This is a genomic window from Vibrio sp. HM8-C (assembly GCF_058630515.1).
Genome location: NZ_JBMMKS010000013.1, coordinates 116,335 through 132,367, shown reverse-complemented (window position 1 = coordinate 132,367; position 16,033 = coordinate 116,335). Strand labels below are relative to the sequence as shown.

11 protein-coding genes are annotated in these 16,033 nt (G+C 43.7%); 4 read left to right on the top strand and 7 right to left on the bottom strand.

Annotation, left to right across the window (positions count from 1 at the left end):
• Positions 1–25: 25 nt before the first annotated feature.
• From glgB to ACOSVQ_RS15375, 3 genes are all read right to left on the bottom strand, one after another.
• Positions 26–2,212 (bottom strand): 1,4-alpha-glucan branching protein GlgB, encoded by a 2,187-nt coding sequence (gene glgB / locus ACOSVQ_RS15385; protein ID WP_491983381.1) that lies wholly within the window; start codon positions 2,210–2,212, stop codon positions 26–28.
• Between the two features lie 175 nt (positions 2,213–2,387).
• On the bottom strand, positions 2,388–4,568 hold the full coding sequence (gene malQ, locus ACOSVQ_RS15380) for a 4-alpha-glucanotransferase (protein ID WP_491983380.1): 2,181 nt from the start codon (positions 4,566–4,568) through the stop codon (positions 2,388–2,390).
• A gap of 202 nt (positions 4,569–4,770) precedes the next feature.
• Entirely contained in the window at positions 4,771–7,224 is a 2,454-nt protein-coding gene (locus tag ACOSVQ_RS15375) for a glycogen/starch/alpha-glucan phosphorylase (protein ID WP_491983379.1), read from the bottom strand.
• 531 nt (positions 7,225–7,755) lie between these two features.
• On the opposite strand from ACOSVQ_RS15375, the gene malT reads away from it, so the two are divergent.
• Positions 7,756–10,464 (top strand): HTH-type transcriptional regulator MalT, encoded by a 2,709-nt coding sequence (gene malT, locus ACOSVQ_RS15370; protein ID WP_491983378.1) that lies wholly within the window; start codon positions 7,756–7,758, stop codon positions 10,462–10,464.
• 68 nt (positions 10,465–10,532) lie between these two features.
• Here the strand turns inward: malT and ACOSVQ_RS15365 are convergent, their stop codons facing one another.
• The 3 genes from ACOSVQ_RS15365 to ACOSVQ_RS15355 all read right to left on the bottom strand — a co-directional run bounded on the left by ACOSVQ_RS15365 (position 10,533) and on the right by ACOSVQ_RS15355 (position 12,726).
• Positions 10,533–10,889 carry a YibL family ribosome-associated protein gene (locus ACOSVQ_RS15365; protein ID WP_491983377.1) on the bottom strand — a complete coding sequence of 119 codons (357 nt, stop codon included), beginning with the start codon at positions 10,887–10,889 and terminating at the stop codon, positions 10,533–10,535.
• Positions 10,890–11,009: 120 nt separating this feature from the next.
• Positions 11,010–11,855 carry a hypothetical protein gene (locus ACOSVQ_RS15360; protein WP_491983375.1) on the bottom strand — a complete coding sequence of 282 codons (846 nt, stop codon included), beginning with the start codon at positions 11,853–11,855 and terminating at the stop codon, positions 11,010–11,012.
• 154 nt (positions 11,856–12,009) lie between these two features.
• A complete protein-coding gene (locus ACOSVQ_RS15355) occupies positions 12,010–12,726 on the bottom strand; it encodes an NADPH-dependent F420 reductase (RefSeq protein WP_491983396.1) in 717 nt (238 codons plus the stop codon).
• 51 nt (positions 12,727–12,777) lie between these two features.
• Between ACOSVQ_RS15355 and ACOSVQ_RS15350 the strand changes: the two genes are divergently transcribed.
• From ACOSVQ_RS15350 to ACOSVQ_RS15340, 3 genes are all read left to right on the top strand, one after another.
• A complete protein-coding gene (locus tag ACOSVQ_RS15350) occupies positions 12,778–13,698 on the top strand; it encodes a LysR family transcriptional regulator (RefSeq protein WP_491983374.1) in 921 nt (306 codons plus the stop codon).
• Positions 13,699–14,004: 306 nt separating this feature from the next.
• Complete coding sequence (locus ACOSVQ_RS15345) at positions 14,005–14,346, top strand: DUF3316 domain-containing protein (RefSeq protein WP_491983373.1); 342 nt, start codon at positions 14,005–14,007, stop codon at positions 14,344–14,346.
• A gap of 198 nt (positions 14,347–14,544) precedes the next feature.
• Positions 14,545–15,102 carry a winged helix-turn-helix domain-containing protein gene (locus ACOSVQ_RS15340; RefSeq protein ID WP_491983372.1) on the top strand — a complete coding sequence of 186 codons (558 nt, stop codon included), beginning with the start codon at positions 14,545–14,547 and terminating at the stop codon, positions 15,100–15,102.
• A 58-nt stretch (positions 15,103–15,160) separates the two neighbouring features.
• Here the strand turns inward: ACOSVQ_RS15340 and cyoE are convergent, their stop codons facing one another.
• Positions 15,161–16,027 (bottom strand): heme o synthase, encoded by an 867-nt coding sequence (gene cyoE / locus ACOSVQ_RS15335; RefSeq protein WP_491983371.1) that lies wholly within the window; start codon positions 16,025–16,027, stop codon positions 15,161–15,163.
• Positions 16,028–16,033 lie beyond the last annotated feature (6 nt).

Below are 16,033 nucleotides of genomic sequence, written 5' to 3'. Positions count from 1 at the left end.
CGGGGCCTTTTTTAGTAGCTGTCCGCTATGCTTTTAACTTGTAGAACAGTGTAGAAAGTGGCGGTAAGCGAACCATAAGAGACTGCGCTAAACCTTCACTTTTCACTTTTTCTGTTTCAGCCACTGTAACAACATCAAAGTTGCTACCAGCATATTGCGAACTGTCTGTGTTCAGAATCAGCTCATAGCGACCTTTGTTCGGCACACCTAAACGGAACTGTTCATGTGGCACAGGAGTGAAGTTAGTGATCGCAAGGATTCGCTCACCTTTATCACTAATGCGCTCATGCGCAATCACACTGGCATCGGCTGAGTCCTGTAAACGCCATTCAAAACCAGATGGTTCACAGTCACGCTCATGCAGTGCCGCTTCCCCTTGATACAAATGGTTAAGGTCACGAATAAGACTTTGAATGCCACGGTGGCGGTCAAAATCTGTTAAGAACCACTGCAATTGATCATCGTGATTCCATTCCGCAGTCTGACCAAACTCAGATCCCATGAAGTTAAGCTTCTTACCCGGTTGAGCATACATATAACCAAAATAAGCGCGCATGTTTGCAGTTTGCTGCCACTCATCACCCGGCATTTTGTAGATCAAAGATTGCTTACCGTAGACAACTTCGTCGTGAGACAGAGACAACACATAGTTTTCACTGAATGCGTAAATCAGCGGGAAAGTTAATGTGTTGTGGTGGTATTTACGGTGCACCGGATCTTCCTTGATATAAGAAAGACTATCGTGCATCCAACCCATGTTCCACTTGAAGCCGAATCCTAAACCGCCCATAAAGGTTGGTGCAGAAACACCAGGGAAAGCCGTTGATTCTTCGGCAATCGTCATCGCATTAGGGAAGTATTTATAAACTTCTTCGTTCATCCACTTGAAGGTTGCAATGGCATCGTAATTCTCACGCCCACCGTCAACGTTCGGAATCCACTGATCGTGGCTACGTGAGTAGTCCAAATAGAGCATAGAAGCCACTGCATCAACACGAATGCCGTCAATATGGAACATGTCGAACCAATACAAAGCATTGGATACTAAGAAACGGCGCACATGCTCACGTCCAACATCATAGATGTAGGAGTTCCAGTCCTGATGCCAACCACGTCGTGGGTCTGGATCATGGAACAGCGGTGTACCATCAAAATTAGCTAAACCGTGGTCATCGGATGGGAAATGTGCCGGAACCCAATCAAGCACCACCCCAAGTCCAGCTTGGTGACACATGTCGACAAAATATTTGAAATCATCAGGCGAGCCGTAGCGACTGGTTGGCGCAAACAAACCCACAGGTTGGTAGCCCCAAGAACCATAAAACGGGTGCTCGGAAACAGGCATAAGCTCAACGTGGGTGTAGCCCATATCCACCAGATATGGAACAAGCTGATCGGCTAATTCACGATAGTTAAGAAAACGACCATTTTCACCACGCCTCCAAGAGCCGGCGTGTAACTCATAAAACGACAGCGCTTCTTTACGCTTTTGAGTTACAGGACGATTTTGCCACTCACCATCTTGCCACTGGTAACGATTATGATCATAAGTGACAGAGGCGAAAGAAGGATGTTGCTCAGCATAGAATCCCCATGGGTCAGCTTTGTGAGGTAAACCTTCACCGTGAGGTCCTTTCAATTCAAACTTATATTGAACGCCCTCTTCCAGCCCGGGAATAAAAAGTCCCCAAATTCCATAATCCAAACGTTGCATTGGATGGCGACGACCATCCCACTGGTTAAACGACCCCACCAGACTGCAAGCCGAAGCATGCGGAGCGTAGACAAGAAAACGAATTCCGGAGATTTGTTTGCCATCGCGTTCTAAGGTAATGAACTGAGAACCCATATGACGATACATCTCTTTTGGAGTGTGCAGATCATCATACTCGGCATAAATTCCGTGGTATTGGTATGGGTCATCAACGATTTGTTCAGTGCCTGACCAGTTAACGGCAAGTTGATAGTGAGTAAAGCGGAGATCTTGGTCTGATTTCAGAATAAAGCCTGAGTCTTCCTCTCTTTCAAGAGTCACTCTCGGCTCTCCATCCACCAGTAACTCCACACTATCTGCACCCGGCATCCAAACTCGCAATGCCTCTTGCTTAGAAGAATTAAACGGACCTAAAAATGCGAATGGATCAGCAAAACCAGCATGAGAAAGCTGGTTATAGGCGACTTGTAATTTCGAAGGCTTCTTTGTTTTTTTCAATACTCTTCTCCTAGCGCAACAGAGAAATAAAAATGCCCGCTACATTGGCGGGCATACTAGCGTTAATTCATCTTACAGAACTCAGGAGAACGAGAGAGTGACCTAACTTAAATTTCTTAGTGTAAATATAAGAAATCACTAAATTTCCCCCTGAGTTTTTTAAGTACAAACTCTATTACTGGCTTGCTTTCGCGCGAGCTTCCGTTAATCGAGTTGAGATTCGATTAACATCTTCGCGAGCAAAAATTTCATCCAAATTCATAGACAATTTACGACGCCAGTTTGGATATTCGTCTACTGTACCCGGAATGTTTACCGGATTATCCATTTCTAGCCAGTCTTCAAGCTGAATACTCAATAGAGAAGAGGCGCCCGCAGCAACATGAAGTTGTAGCGCTTCGCTGAGGTATGAATCCATAGGAACCATACTCGCATCGCGACCAACACCTTGAGGTAGATAGCCGTGCCAAGCAACTGAATCCAAAATGCCTTGTTTGCATTTCAAGCGGTCATCGAACAAACCTGCCAACTGTTCTTTATCTGGATACAAGCCTATTTCGCTACCCATTTTCAGGTCAGCACAGTGCCAGAAACCACGTAGTGTCGGCATATCGTGCGTACACAGTGCAGCCATTGACTGAGGCGCATAGTGTGCTGGTGAAATAAAGCCACCATCTTCTTTAGAAGTCTCGAAGAAGAACACCTTGTATGAGTGAACACCCGCATCACGCAATAGATCAACAATTTCATCAGGCACAGTACCCAAATCTTCACCGATAACACTGCATTGGTGACGGTGAGATTCCAGCGCAAGAATTGCTAGCATGTCTTTCACTGGATAGTAGATGTACGCACCTTTCGTTGCGTTTTCACCTTTTGGAATCCACCACAGACGCAATAAACCAAGTACGTGGTCAATACGAAGAGACCCGCAATGCTTCATGTTAGCGCGCAGAAGTTTGATGTAAGCATCGTAAGCTGTCGCTTGCAGTACTTGAGGATTCAGCGGCGGAAGACCCCAGTTCTGACCTAGTGGACCAAGCACATCTGGTGGAGCACCAATGCTCGCATCCAGAATCAGGTTGCCTTCGTCAGCCCAAGTCTCAGAACCCGAATCTGCCACACCAACCGCTAAGTCACGGTACAAGCCAACCGCCATACCTTTCTCTTCAGCAAGAGCCTGAGCTTCGTTGATTTGCGTGTCAGCAACCCACTGCAAATACATGTATAAATGAACGGCATCTTGGTTTTCTTCGATGAAGCTTTGTACCGCTGGATTATCAAAACGGCGGTATTTCTCAGGGAATACTGGCCAACCCCAAACATTGCTGTCTTCGGCATGAAGCTGTGCGTGTAGCGCATCAAAGGTTGCTTGATGCAACAAGCTGTCTCCACCTTCTTCCACAAAGTCCAAAAATGCACGAGCTCGGTCGGTATTTTTGTCGAGATGACGAGCTTTGAACTCGCTGAACAGCAACGGTAGTACGCTCATTTTCATTTGAGCCACTTCGGTGTAATTCACCCAATGTGATTCACGCGCTTTTTGCAGGCGCTGCTGGAACTCGGCACTGCCTACTTGTTGTTGCGCTTCACCACTTAACGCGAACTCAGGAACTGAGCTCACATCAATGTAAAGAATGTTCAACCAACGACGAGAAGATGGGCTGTACGGACTCGCACCTTCTGGGTTAGCTGGGAACAGAGAGTGAATTGGGTTCAAACCAACAAAGTCACCGCCGCGAGAAGCGATGTCAGCAACCAACTGTTTTAGATCGCCAAAATCACCGATACCCCAGTTGTGTTGAGTGCGCAGTGTATAAAGCTGAATACTTGGTCCCCAAAGCTTTTTGCCTTTTTCCATCGCTGGCTGTTTGTAACACGCAGTTGGTGTGACAATAACAGTCATCTCATACGGTGCCTTACGACGCTTACGAGAAACAAATAACTTGTGGTAACCCAGCGCTAAATCGCTAGGCAGAGAAAACACTAACGGACCACCTTGTGCACGCTCATCTCTAATGATCTGAGACTGCAGGTAGCCTTCAAAAATGTCGCCTTGTTCGGTTTCTAAACGCCAATCAAATTCACTTTCACGTGCACTTGAACCTAGGTTTAGGGAGACCTCTAGTGGCTCACCTTGGCGAATCACTAATACGGGTTCCAATACATCAGCTTTGTGTTTTTTCTCAGCCGATTTTAATAAGGTTTCATCATTGGTGATGTCATAACCTAAAGAAGCCAAAAGACGGCGAATGGTCTCATCTTCAACTTTCGCTTCATCGCCCCAAGCGCTCACATAGCTGTCGGCAATTTTTGCCATTTCAGCGACTTGTTTTAATGCATTTTGTTCTTTCATCGCTCTCTCCGAAGGGACTGCATAATCCTTCAAATGTGTAGGGTGTAATTTTTAATCTTTATCGATTTAGCTTTTATTCATTCTGAACAAATAAAGTTAACGGTTAGTTTTGGCTTATAGCTAAAGTTTGCGGTTAACTTTATTCGCTCATGACTGAAGCCAGTCAGCCAAGGCTTTCACCTTGGCTGTTTGGGAGTTGCTATTAACGTTTAACGGCTTCAAGCTTCCAAATGTTATTCACGTAATCGCGAATACTACGGTCGGAGCTGAATTTGCCCACCAGCGCGGTGTTCAATATTGCCTTCTTCGCCCATCCCGCTTGATCTCGGTATTGCTTATCCATGTCTTCATGCGCCTTCACATAGGATGCAAAGTCAGCCAGTACAAGATATGGGTCACCGCCATTCAGTAAGCTATCGTAAGTGGTACGAAGTCTTGCTGGTTCACCCGGAGTGAATTCATCAGACATCAGCAGTTCCATCGATGCTTTAAGTAATGGGTCAGCATTGTAGTAGTCGTAAGGGTTGTAACCGCTTGCTTTGAGTGACTCTACACCGTCTACTTCTAGGCCGAAGATGTAGATGTTGTCATCGCCAACTTCTTCACGAATTTCAACGTTTGCACCATCCATCGTACCGATAGTCAGAGCACCGTTAAGTGCCATCTTCATGTTACCTGTACCTGATGCTTCTTTACCCGCGGTAGAGATTTGCTCAGAAACATCTGCCGCTGGGATGATGATCTCAGCCATACTTACGCGGTAATCAGGAATGAACACCACTTTCAGTTTGTTGCCGATACGTGGATCATTGTTCACTTTCTCTGCAATCTTGTTCAACGCAAAGATGATCTCTTTCGCTAGGTGGTAGCCCGGCGCCGCTTTCGCAGCAAAGAACACCACGCGAGGGTGCATATCGAACGACGGATCGTTGATGATGCGGTGGTAAAGAGAAAGAATGTGCAGCATGTTTAGGTGCTGACGTTTGTACTCGTGCAAACGTTTGATCTGTACGTCGAAGATCGCATTTGTATCAAGATCGATACCCATGTTCTCTTTTACCCAGTTCGCTAAACGCTCTTTGTTCTCTTTCTTCACCGCCATGAATTGCTTTTGGAACTTAGCATCATCAGCGTATTGAGAAATCGCTTCGAGTTTGTCGAGATCAGCTGGCCAATCGTCACCGATTTTTTCGGAGATCAGTGCTGACAGCGCTGGGTTACAGAATTTCAGCCAACGGCGTGGAGTAATACCGTTGGTCACGTTTTGTAGACGACCTGGGTAAAGTTCGTTGAACTCAGGGAATAGGTCACGTTTAACCAGCTCTGAGTGTAAAGCGGCTACACCGTTCACCGCGTATGAACCTACCACACAAAGGTTTGCCATGCGCACCATACGGTGGAAGCCTTCTTCGATGATGGACAGCTTTTGCTGTTTAGCTACATCACCAGGCCATTTCGCACGCACTTCCTGCATAAAGCGGTGGTTGATTTCGTAAATGATTTCCATGTGGCGAGGTAACAGACGTTGAATCAACGACTCGCTCCATGTTTCTAGCGCTTCTGGTAACAAAGTATGGTTGGTATAAGCAAATGTCTTAGCACAGATGCTCCAAGCCGCTTCCCAAGATAGACCACGTTCATCCACCAAAATACGCATCAATTCAGGAATAGCGATGGTTGGGTGAGTATCGTTAAGCTGAATGGTCTCTTTCTTCGGTAGATCTTCCAGCGCAAAACCTGCACCTTCGTGGCGGCGCAAAATATCGCGTACAGACGCAGCACTATGGAAATACTGTTGCATCAAACGTAGTGTTTTACCTTTCTCGTGGTTATCGTTCGGGTAAAGCACTTTAGTAATGTTGCCCGCATCAATCAGTGCGTGCTGAGCTTCAAAGTAGTTACCGTTGTTAAAGCTTTCTAATGAGAAAGGTGCGATAGCGCGGCATTCCCAAAGGCGTAGTGGGTAAACCGTATCACTTTGGTAACCAACGATTGGTAGATCCCAAGGCATAGCCTGTACCATCATACCCGGAACCCATTTACGCACTTCTTTACCGTTTTCATGAATCACTTCAACGTGACCATAGAAACCGATTTCTTGTTTCAGTTCTGGGCGTGCAATTTCCCAAGGGTAACCTTCGATACCACACCAAGCGTCTGGTGCTTCTTTTTGATGGCCTTGCTCAAATGACTGTTTGAACAAACCGTACTCATAGTGCAGACCGTAACCCACTGTTGGGTATTCTTGAGCTGCACATGAATCCATAAAACATGCCGCAAGACGACCCAAACCGCCGTTACCCAATGAAGGGTCGCGCTCTTCTTCAAGGAGATCCGATAGGTTCTGACCTAACTCCGCCATCGCTTCAGAAATCTGCTCATAAAGCCCCATGCTGATGAGGTTGTTACCCGTCAAGCGGCCAATTAGGAACTCTAGAGACAGGTAGTTCAAACTTTTTGCGTTTACGATGCGCTCGTCTTGCTCTGTTTCAAGCATGTCGAACGTTGTTAATTCTGCTAGTGCATGACCCATAGCCAAATACCAAGAGCGGCTAGAAGCATGTTCAACCGTAGTCGCGTATGTCGCGGTTAGGTTGCGCTTAACGTTCGCTTGGAACGCAGCTTTATCAAACGTTTTCTGTTGCGTAGGTTTCATCGAGAAATCTCACTTATCAGTTCTAATCCATCTGTGCCATATCCTGCCCCGACAATAAAATGTAAACATCCTCCCAAGTTGTCATGAAGTTAGGAGGAGGAGTAAGGGCGTAGAGGGTGTAGCACTTAAGTCGTAGTGATCAATCTCTCATTGATTGTCTAATACGCGAGGCTCTGAGTGATTGAGATCACAACGACTGCCTCAATAACCTTAGACGTGGTTTATGTAGCTAGTAGATTTAAGCGCTGATCCTTTTGCTCATAATGTATACTCCGTCACATTAAAACTTCTTTTTTTACGCAATTTTCATTAAATCTCGTATACCCCACCCTTTAAACGAACTAAGTGACAACTATTTTTATTGACCAAGATCACAAATTTAGGGCGTAGTCAGCTCCAGAATGTGAATCGTGCGAAATTCGCGAAAGGGATCAATAAACGTAGTGAAAAACATCAAGTAACATCATCGCCATAAAAGTGACAGAGATCTCTGTTTCAACCACCTAATATTTGATCGAAGGGAAATCAAGCATGTGGATACCTTCTAAACTGACGCGCCCCGGCCGTCTGCACAACGCGATTGTTCGTCCAAGAGTGCTGGACATTTTGCACAACGCGACTTGTTATAAGCTCGTGCTTTTCCGCTCTCCAGCAGGTTATGGAAAAACCACCATGGCCGCACAATGGCTGGCAGACAAACCGAATGTTGGTTGGTACAGCATTGATGACAGTGACAACGATCCTTTTCGCTTCTTGAACTATTTCCTGCAAGCGATCAATAAAGCGACCGATCAAAGCTGCCCGAATGCACAAAAACTGGCTGAAAAACGTCAGTTCTCCTCGATTCACTCTCTATTTAGTGAAGTGTTTACCGAAATGGCGCACTACCACCAAGAGTGTTATGTCGTTCTGGATGACTACCATCTGCTCTCTGATGACGATATTCATGAAGCGATGCGTTTTTTCATCAAACACATGCCAGATAACATGACTCTGGTGGTTACTAGCCGCGCAGCGCCACCACTGGGTACAGCAAACTTGCGTGTGCGCGATTTGATGATTGAAATCGGTAACGAACTACTGGCTTTCGATACAGAAGAGACGACGCGTTTCTTTAATCAACGCGTCACTGACGGCGTAGACGATACCACTGCAAACAGCTTACGTGATTACGTAGAAGGCTGGCCTTCAGCGTTGCAGTTGATTGCTCTTCAAGCGCAGTATCAAAAACGTACGCTGGAGCAAAGTGCAGAGTCTGTTTCCCAGTTCAATCACGCGCACTTATGGGATTACTTGGTTGAAGAGGTGTTTGACCTTCTGGATAACGAAACTCGCCAGTTCTTGATGCAATGTTCCGTGTTGGAGCACTTTAACGACAATCTCGTCACGGCACTCACCAAACGTGATGATGCACTCAGTATGATTGAATCGCTAAACCGCTTTGGCTTGTTTATCTACCCTCTTGAAGGTGAACACAACTGGTATCGCTTTCACAATTTGTTTGGCGAATTCCTTGCCCACCAGCGTTTGGCGCGTATTCCACAGCAAGAACACGATCTCCATCGCGAAGCGGCGCACGCTTGGTTAGAAATGTCTAACCCTCACCAAGCACTACGGCATGCGAAAATCGCTCAAGATACCGATTTGCTAGCAACCATTTTAAGTAAACACGGCTGGAGTATGTTCAACCAAGGCGAGTTGGAGATGTTGGAATCTTCCATCAACACGCTTTCGCCAACTCAGCTTTATAGCGACCCAAAACTTTGCATGCTTCAAGCATGGCTTGCTCAAAGCCAACACAGATACAACGATGTAGGTGCGCTGCTCTCTAAAGCTGACGAAGAGATGAGTAAGCTCAATGTTGAACTTTCCAGTAAAGAACAAGGCGAGTTCAATGCATTGCGCGCTCAGGTCGCTATCAACCAAAATGAACCTGAAAAGGCGTTGGAATTAGCTGAATTGGCTTTAAGCCAGTTAGACAACACCATCTATCGCAGTCGAATCGTGGCAACGTCGGTTGTAGGTGAAGTAAACCACGTATTAGGTCAATTAAGCCGTGCACTGCCAATGATGCAGCAGACTGAAAAACTGGCACGCCAATATCAGGTTTACCATCAAGCATTGTGGGCGTTGTTACAACAGAGCGAGATTCTGATTGCCCAAGGTTATGTTCAAGCTGCTTACGAAGTACAGGACAATGCATTCAAGTTGATTGAAGAACACCAACTTCATCAGCTTCCTCTGCATGAATTCCTGCTACGTGTCCGCGCACAGATTCTTTGGTGCTGGAACCGTTTAGATGAAGCAGAAGAGTGTGCGTACAAAGGTTTAGATGTACTCGGCAACCACTCACCAAGTAAGCACCTGCACAGCTATTCAATGTTGGCACGGATCTCTGTTGGCCGAGGCGAACTGGACAAAGCAAGCCGCTTCATCGAGCAAATACTGCACTTGATGAAACAGTCTAGCTACCACGTCGACTGGACAGCAAATGCATCGCTCTCTCTGTTACTTTACTGGCAAGCACGCGGTGATTTGGATTCAATTCAAGGGTGGTTAAATACGTCAACTCGACCAGAAAAAGCGTGTAACCACTTCTCGCAGCTTCAATGGCGAAATATTGCCCGAGCACAGATCAATATGGGCATGATGGATGAAGCACAACAGACGTTAGACTTCATGCAGGAAGAAGCGAAGAAATACCAGTTGATCACTGATATCAACCGCAACCTGATTGTTGAATCGATTCTTTCGACAACACTTGGCAAAGAAGAGCTGGCGCGTGAAAAGCTAAAGCAAGCGTTAGCACTCACTAACCAAACCGGCATGGTTGGCAACTTCCTTATCGATGGAGCTAAAGTTGGGCACGTACTAGAAAAACTGATTCAGCGTGGTGAACTTGGTGATTTGGAACGTCATCGTGCTCAGCAATTGATGAAAGAGATTTCGACTACTCAACGCAGCCGATCTGTCCATTTTGATGAAGAGTTTGTAGAAAAACTCATCAATCACCCGAACATTCCGGAGTTAGTACGTACTAGCCCGCTAACCCAACGTGAATGGCAGGTACTTGGTTTAATCTATTCCGGTTTTAGCAATGAGCAAATTGCACAGGAACTGGATGTGGCAGGAACCACCATCAAGACGCACATCCGCAATTTGTATCAGAAACTCAACATCGCTAACCGTAAAGAAGCGGTTCACACCGCGGAAAATCTGTTACAGCTGATGGGTTATTGATCCGATAAAAATGCAAAGAGCCAGCAAATGCTGGCTCTTTTTGTATCTTTTCTTTTGTCTTTCCGCAATTAGAAAGGTTTTGGCGCGAAACCTGTCATCACTTCAATGCGCATGGCTTTGCCAATTTTCGTCATTGGGTGAACAAGCACTAGCCCTTTCACGCGTTTTTTAAGCTTACCTAAATCTGCTTGCTCTTCTTTAGTAATTTCACGAGAGAAAGCCATATCCGATAACTCTTTGCGTTCTTTATTGAGATCGTACTCGACCTTGTGTTTCAAGCTTTTTAGCTGCTTAGTCAGTCTATCGATGTCATCGGTAAATTTAGTAATCATCGCACTATCGCCGCGAGTCTTCGCTGCATCCAACTTGTGACGGCAAGTATCGATGCGATTGTTCAGTTGTTGAATGTCGTTCTTCAGACTCATGGATTTAGTCCTTACATAAAATTTGGAGGCGGAGTATAGCATATCGGGTTGTTCACACTCTAATTAAATATCTGAACACCCATGAATTGTCGATAAACAGAGTTACTTGGCTAATTCGAGTTAAGGGGCATACCACCACTTAGGGTCTATCGACTTAAACCCTTCAGTAAGGTTTGGTGTCTCTATTTGTAGACGTACTCTGTTTTTCAAATCTGCTTTTTCAAAAGCATCTCGAGAAAAAGGATGCGACTTTATCACGGCCATCAAGCTTCCATCGTCTAATGCTTTGTTCATCCCCGTTTCAATGATCTGTTTGAGCTCGGTATCTGATTTTCTTAGATAGAAGAATCGGCCAAATGGGTATACCAATACGATTCTATCGTCGACCACCAAGTCGCTGTATTGCTCTCCAAATGTTCTTTGTAACTCATAGGCTTCGCTAGCGCCTAAAGGCAACAAATCGAATCTTTTAACTTCAACCATTCCAAACAGATTACTGAGCTTAGGTGCAGAAACAACATGAAAACCCGCATGTTGAAGAATATCGGTGTCATACCATCCTTGCCCCTGCCCTAGCGTAAAAGTTTTTAAATCGTCAATCGTTCCGACTGAGCTTAAAGAACCGTAAGTATCTTTATGGGTGAGAAATATTCTCCACCCGCTCAATCCCATATCAATCGGCAAATAAACGGGTTCAAATAACTCAGCAGCGCCAGGAGAGAAGCCTCCATCAGTGATATCAATCTGACCATTTTCAAGCATGAAAAGTACTCTACCGGGTGTAACAACATTCTTATCTACGATTACTTGATAGTCAGAATTGGTTTTTTCTAAAGCCAATTTAAGAACAGCGAATCCTAGAGAATCCTCACTCAAACCTGAAATACCACCGTACTTGATATCTCTGGCAGTAACGCCAAAACTCATCAAGCCCACCGCCAGCAGAGTGATTAAATGTCGTAACATAAGCCCACCTTTATTGTCGTTTATATCTCTGATTCGCTAATACCAACTATAGCTAGCAAGTCAGCCCCACTCCAATAAACGTTCGTAATCGTATAATTTTATTAATAAAAAATGCCAAGAGGATTACTCTTGGCATTTTTAAAAAAGATTATTTTTAGCGAGACAACCAAGCAGGGATGATCTGAGTACCTTTACCTAGCATGTAGCCAAAATGGATATTCATATAAGCCAATGGTTCAAGATAACGAGCGTTTGTCAGTGCGCCAGAGTCAACAGCATCAAACCCTGCCTCTTTTGCAAGTGTAAGAACTGTTTGTTTCGCTACGTCATCATTAGCGGCAACAAAAGCCTGCGCTTTACGACCACCAAAATCCAAACCCTGCTCATAAACTTGAGCAAAAACTGTATTAAATGCCTTAACTACGCTCGCTTGAGGCAACAGTTTTTGAATCTCTTCTGCAGCAGAGGTATCGAAACCAACACTTAAACCAGAAAAATCCGCTTTTACTGGGTTGGTTACATCGATAACAATCTTTCCTGAAAAATCAGCAGAATGAGCGAGTGAGCTAACAGCATCATAAGGTGTCGCTAAAATTACCACATCAGCCGCATTGATTGCTTCTGTAATGCTTAAAGCTTTAACATTTTCTTTCTCTATCTTTTTTGCTACCGCCTGAGCTGATTCTTCATTTCTTGAAGCGATTGATACGCTGTATGACGTTTGGCTAAAAGTGAGCGCTAGACCAGAGCCAATGTTGCCAGAACCGATGATTGCGATGTTCATAATTATTTCTCCAATTCCTATCTGATGTTTATTTCGAAGTTGTTTCGCTGTGGAATCAGTATCACTCTGGTTGCTTTTCTTCACAATGGAGATTATAAGGAATTAATTACAACGTTATGTTCTTAATTGGGGTTGAATATGGATGTTATCGATGGTTTAAAGGCATTTGTGATTACAGCGCAAACAGGGTCATTTACTGAGGCAGCAAATCGATTAGGTATATCTAATCGCTTAACATCTAAATATGTTGCACAACTGGAAGATAAAATTGGCGCACGCTTATTACAGAGAACCACCCGTCAAGTAGGACTCACCCCACAAGGCGAAGAACTATTAGCCCGAGCACCCGCTTTAATATCGGAATTGGATGATTTGTTAGGTAGGGCTTCAGAGGATGCGAAAGGACTAACCGGACTGCTTCGTATCTCTGCCCCTGTAACCTTTGGCGAAATGTACATTAACGACATGATCAGTCGTTTTGCACAGTTGCATCCCAACTTATCTATAGACTTAAGGTTAAGCGATTCACATGTGGATTTGGCTGCTGAAGGGTTTGATATCGCCTTTCGTATCGGTTCCCCAGATCTCAATACGCTTAGAGTTCGTAAACTTGGAACCATAACAAGTGTGCTGGTGGCAGGGCGAAAATACTTAGATCGTTACGGGGAACCAAAGACACCGAAAGAATTGGAAAATCATATTTGTATCCTAGATACGAATATGCGCGAAGCTAACAGATGGGTCTTCCTTAAAGACGATGAAGAACATGTTATCCATCCACCACGCAACTTTACGGTTAACAATGCCCGTATAGCAAAAAGTTGGGCTCTAAATGGATTGGGAATATCTTTATGCCCTAGCTTCATTTTGCAGAAAAACAGAGGTGATGATAGTGAACAGCTCGTTAGACTGCTTTCAGATTTCAAGATGAACACACTGCCTATATGTGCTGTGTATTTAAACGGCAAAGTAATACCAAAAAAAGTTCGTGCATTAATTGACTTTTCAGTAAAAGACTTTGATAACAGTAAGTTATCAGCTTGCTGTTTAACTGAATAACAGAAAAGGCACCTTCATGGTGCCTTTTCTTATTGTTCCGCTTGCACCAACTTAAAGCTTCAGATTTTTACGTAATCCTATTATGAACATTTTGAAGATTATGATTCAACATAGTCTCCATTGTGTTGAAATTAAACACAGGTGATACTTAAACCACAGCAAGAGAGATGGAAATAAAATAAGCCTATTAAAAGGGAATAAATGTTCCCTAAATAATTGGAAAAACAACTTACTATTTTATTTTCTTACCTATAGCTCAACCAAAATCAAATTACTAATATAAGTTACATTCAAAAGGAAAGTATCATGAAAAAATTAATTGTACTAACAACTGGCATTCTATTAACTTCTTCTGTTTTTGCTTCCACTTTTACAGTGAATCAAACAAGTTCTTTTAAAACTGACAACTACCAAACAAAATCCGAAGCTTATGGCGCTGGATTTGATCTATCAGATGCATTAAAAGATATGAATAATTCACAACTCCGCAATGAATTGTCTCTATGGACTTATAACTCAGTAAACGATATTGTCATTGACGATAGCCAAGTAGCGATTCAAGAGATTGCAACAGATCGTGGCGTTATTGAGTACCGTGCAATAGTGAATCTAGATTATCACTTTAATGCCCGCGAAAGCAGAAACTAAGTGTTTTGGTTAATCCATATACTCTCAGGTATTGAATGCACAGATCTTATCTAGCTAAATTGAAGCTGTGCATTCATATTTTATTTAGTAAAATAGATAAATTTTACTTTTGATATTTTATAAATTTCGTTTTTAAAATATCAAAAGTGATATTAATTTTATTATTTTACTTTCTGATTTTTTATAGATGTCTTTTATATGGAAATAGTACAGGATAAAATCTGCATTAATTCTGAATTAACATTAGATTATTCAGAACGTTCTTTAACTAATAAAGAAAATGAAACTTATGTCCTTGGAGAAAATGAGTTTCGCATTCTAAGGTTAATGATAAAAAATCCCAATAGAGTTATTAGCAGAGACAGTATTTATCAATTCGTTTGGAAGCAACGTGGATTGAAAGTTGATGACTCCAGCCTAACACAAGCTATCTCGTCTCTACGTAAAAGTTTAGGTGATTCAATTAAAAGACCTAGATTCATCGTTACTGAACCCCGAGTAGGTTATAAATTCATTGGGAAAGTAGAATCCGTAAAACACATTGAAACTACTCATATTGACAATGAATTAGAAGATCAAAACACGCCAAGTAATCAGCAATTACAGAGTACCCCAAAAAAGTTGCCTCAACAGGAAAGTTGGTACTATGTAATAACCTCTTTTATAGTCGTTCTTTTTCTTCTATTAGTGCTTTTTGACGTAGACAGTTCTCGAACCACCCTGTTGTACTTATCCAAGAAAATCCACTTATTTTAAAGAAAAGGCACCTTAAAAGGTGCCTTTGAGCTTGTGACGGGTTTTCTTTATAGGAAGACTAAATTGAAAATGGAATAAGCTCCACGCCCAAAACCGTGCTGATTCCCATAACAACCAGTAGCGACACTTTGAATACCGCTTTTGACCATTCAACATAGTTTTCTTCAGTAACCTTTTTAAAGGTCACTTGTGTCCACATGAAACATACGCCTGCAGCCACAACCAAGTATTCATAACCGCCATTTCCTAGCAGGAATAGGGCTAACGCCACAAGGTTGAACGCAACAACATAAGCGATCATGTGTTTACGAGCCTTTTCGATGCCAGACACTACAGGCAACACAGGGATGCCTGCATTTTTGTAGTCTTGCATGCGAAACATTGCAATCGCATAGGAATGCGGCATCTGCCAAAGACAGAACAATGCAAACAGCAAAACTGCTTCCAAGCTGATGTAGTTTGTCACCGCAAGGTAACCGACCAGTGGTGGTACGGCACCAGATACGCTACCGATCAGAGTTCCATACACTGAGTTGCGTTTGTACCACATGGTGTAAAAGAATACGTAGAACACATAACCCAATAACACCACCACTGCCGATAACGGATTCGCCATACCATAGAGCAAGGCTGTTCCCGCTAGCAGTAGTACGATGGCAAACACGAACGCATGATCGATATTGATGTCACCCTGAGCCAACAAACGGCCACGAGTTCTATCCATTTTCAAATCAATATCGCGATCGAAAATATTGTTTACCACGCAGCCAGACGCAATCACCATCGCTACACCCGCTAAGGTACACAATAGTAAGAGTCCATCCGCAGCTTCTGATTTAGCCGCGAGGAAATACCCCGCAGCCACAGAGATCAAATTGCCGATGATAATGCCCGGCTTAGTGATTGATAGGTAACCTCTGATCATTTCAAC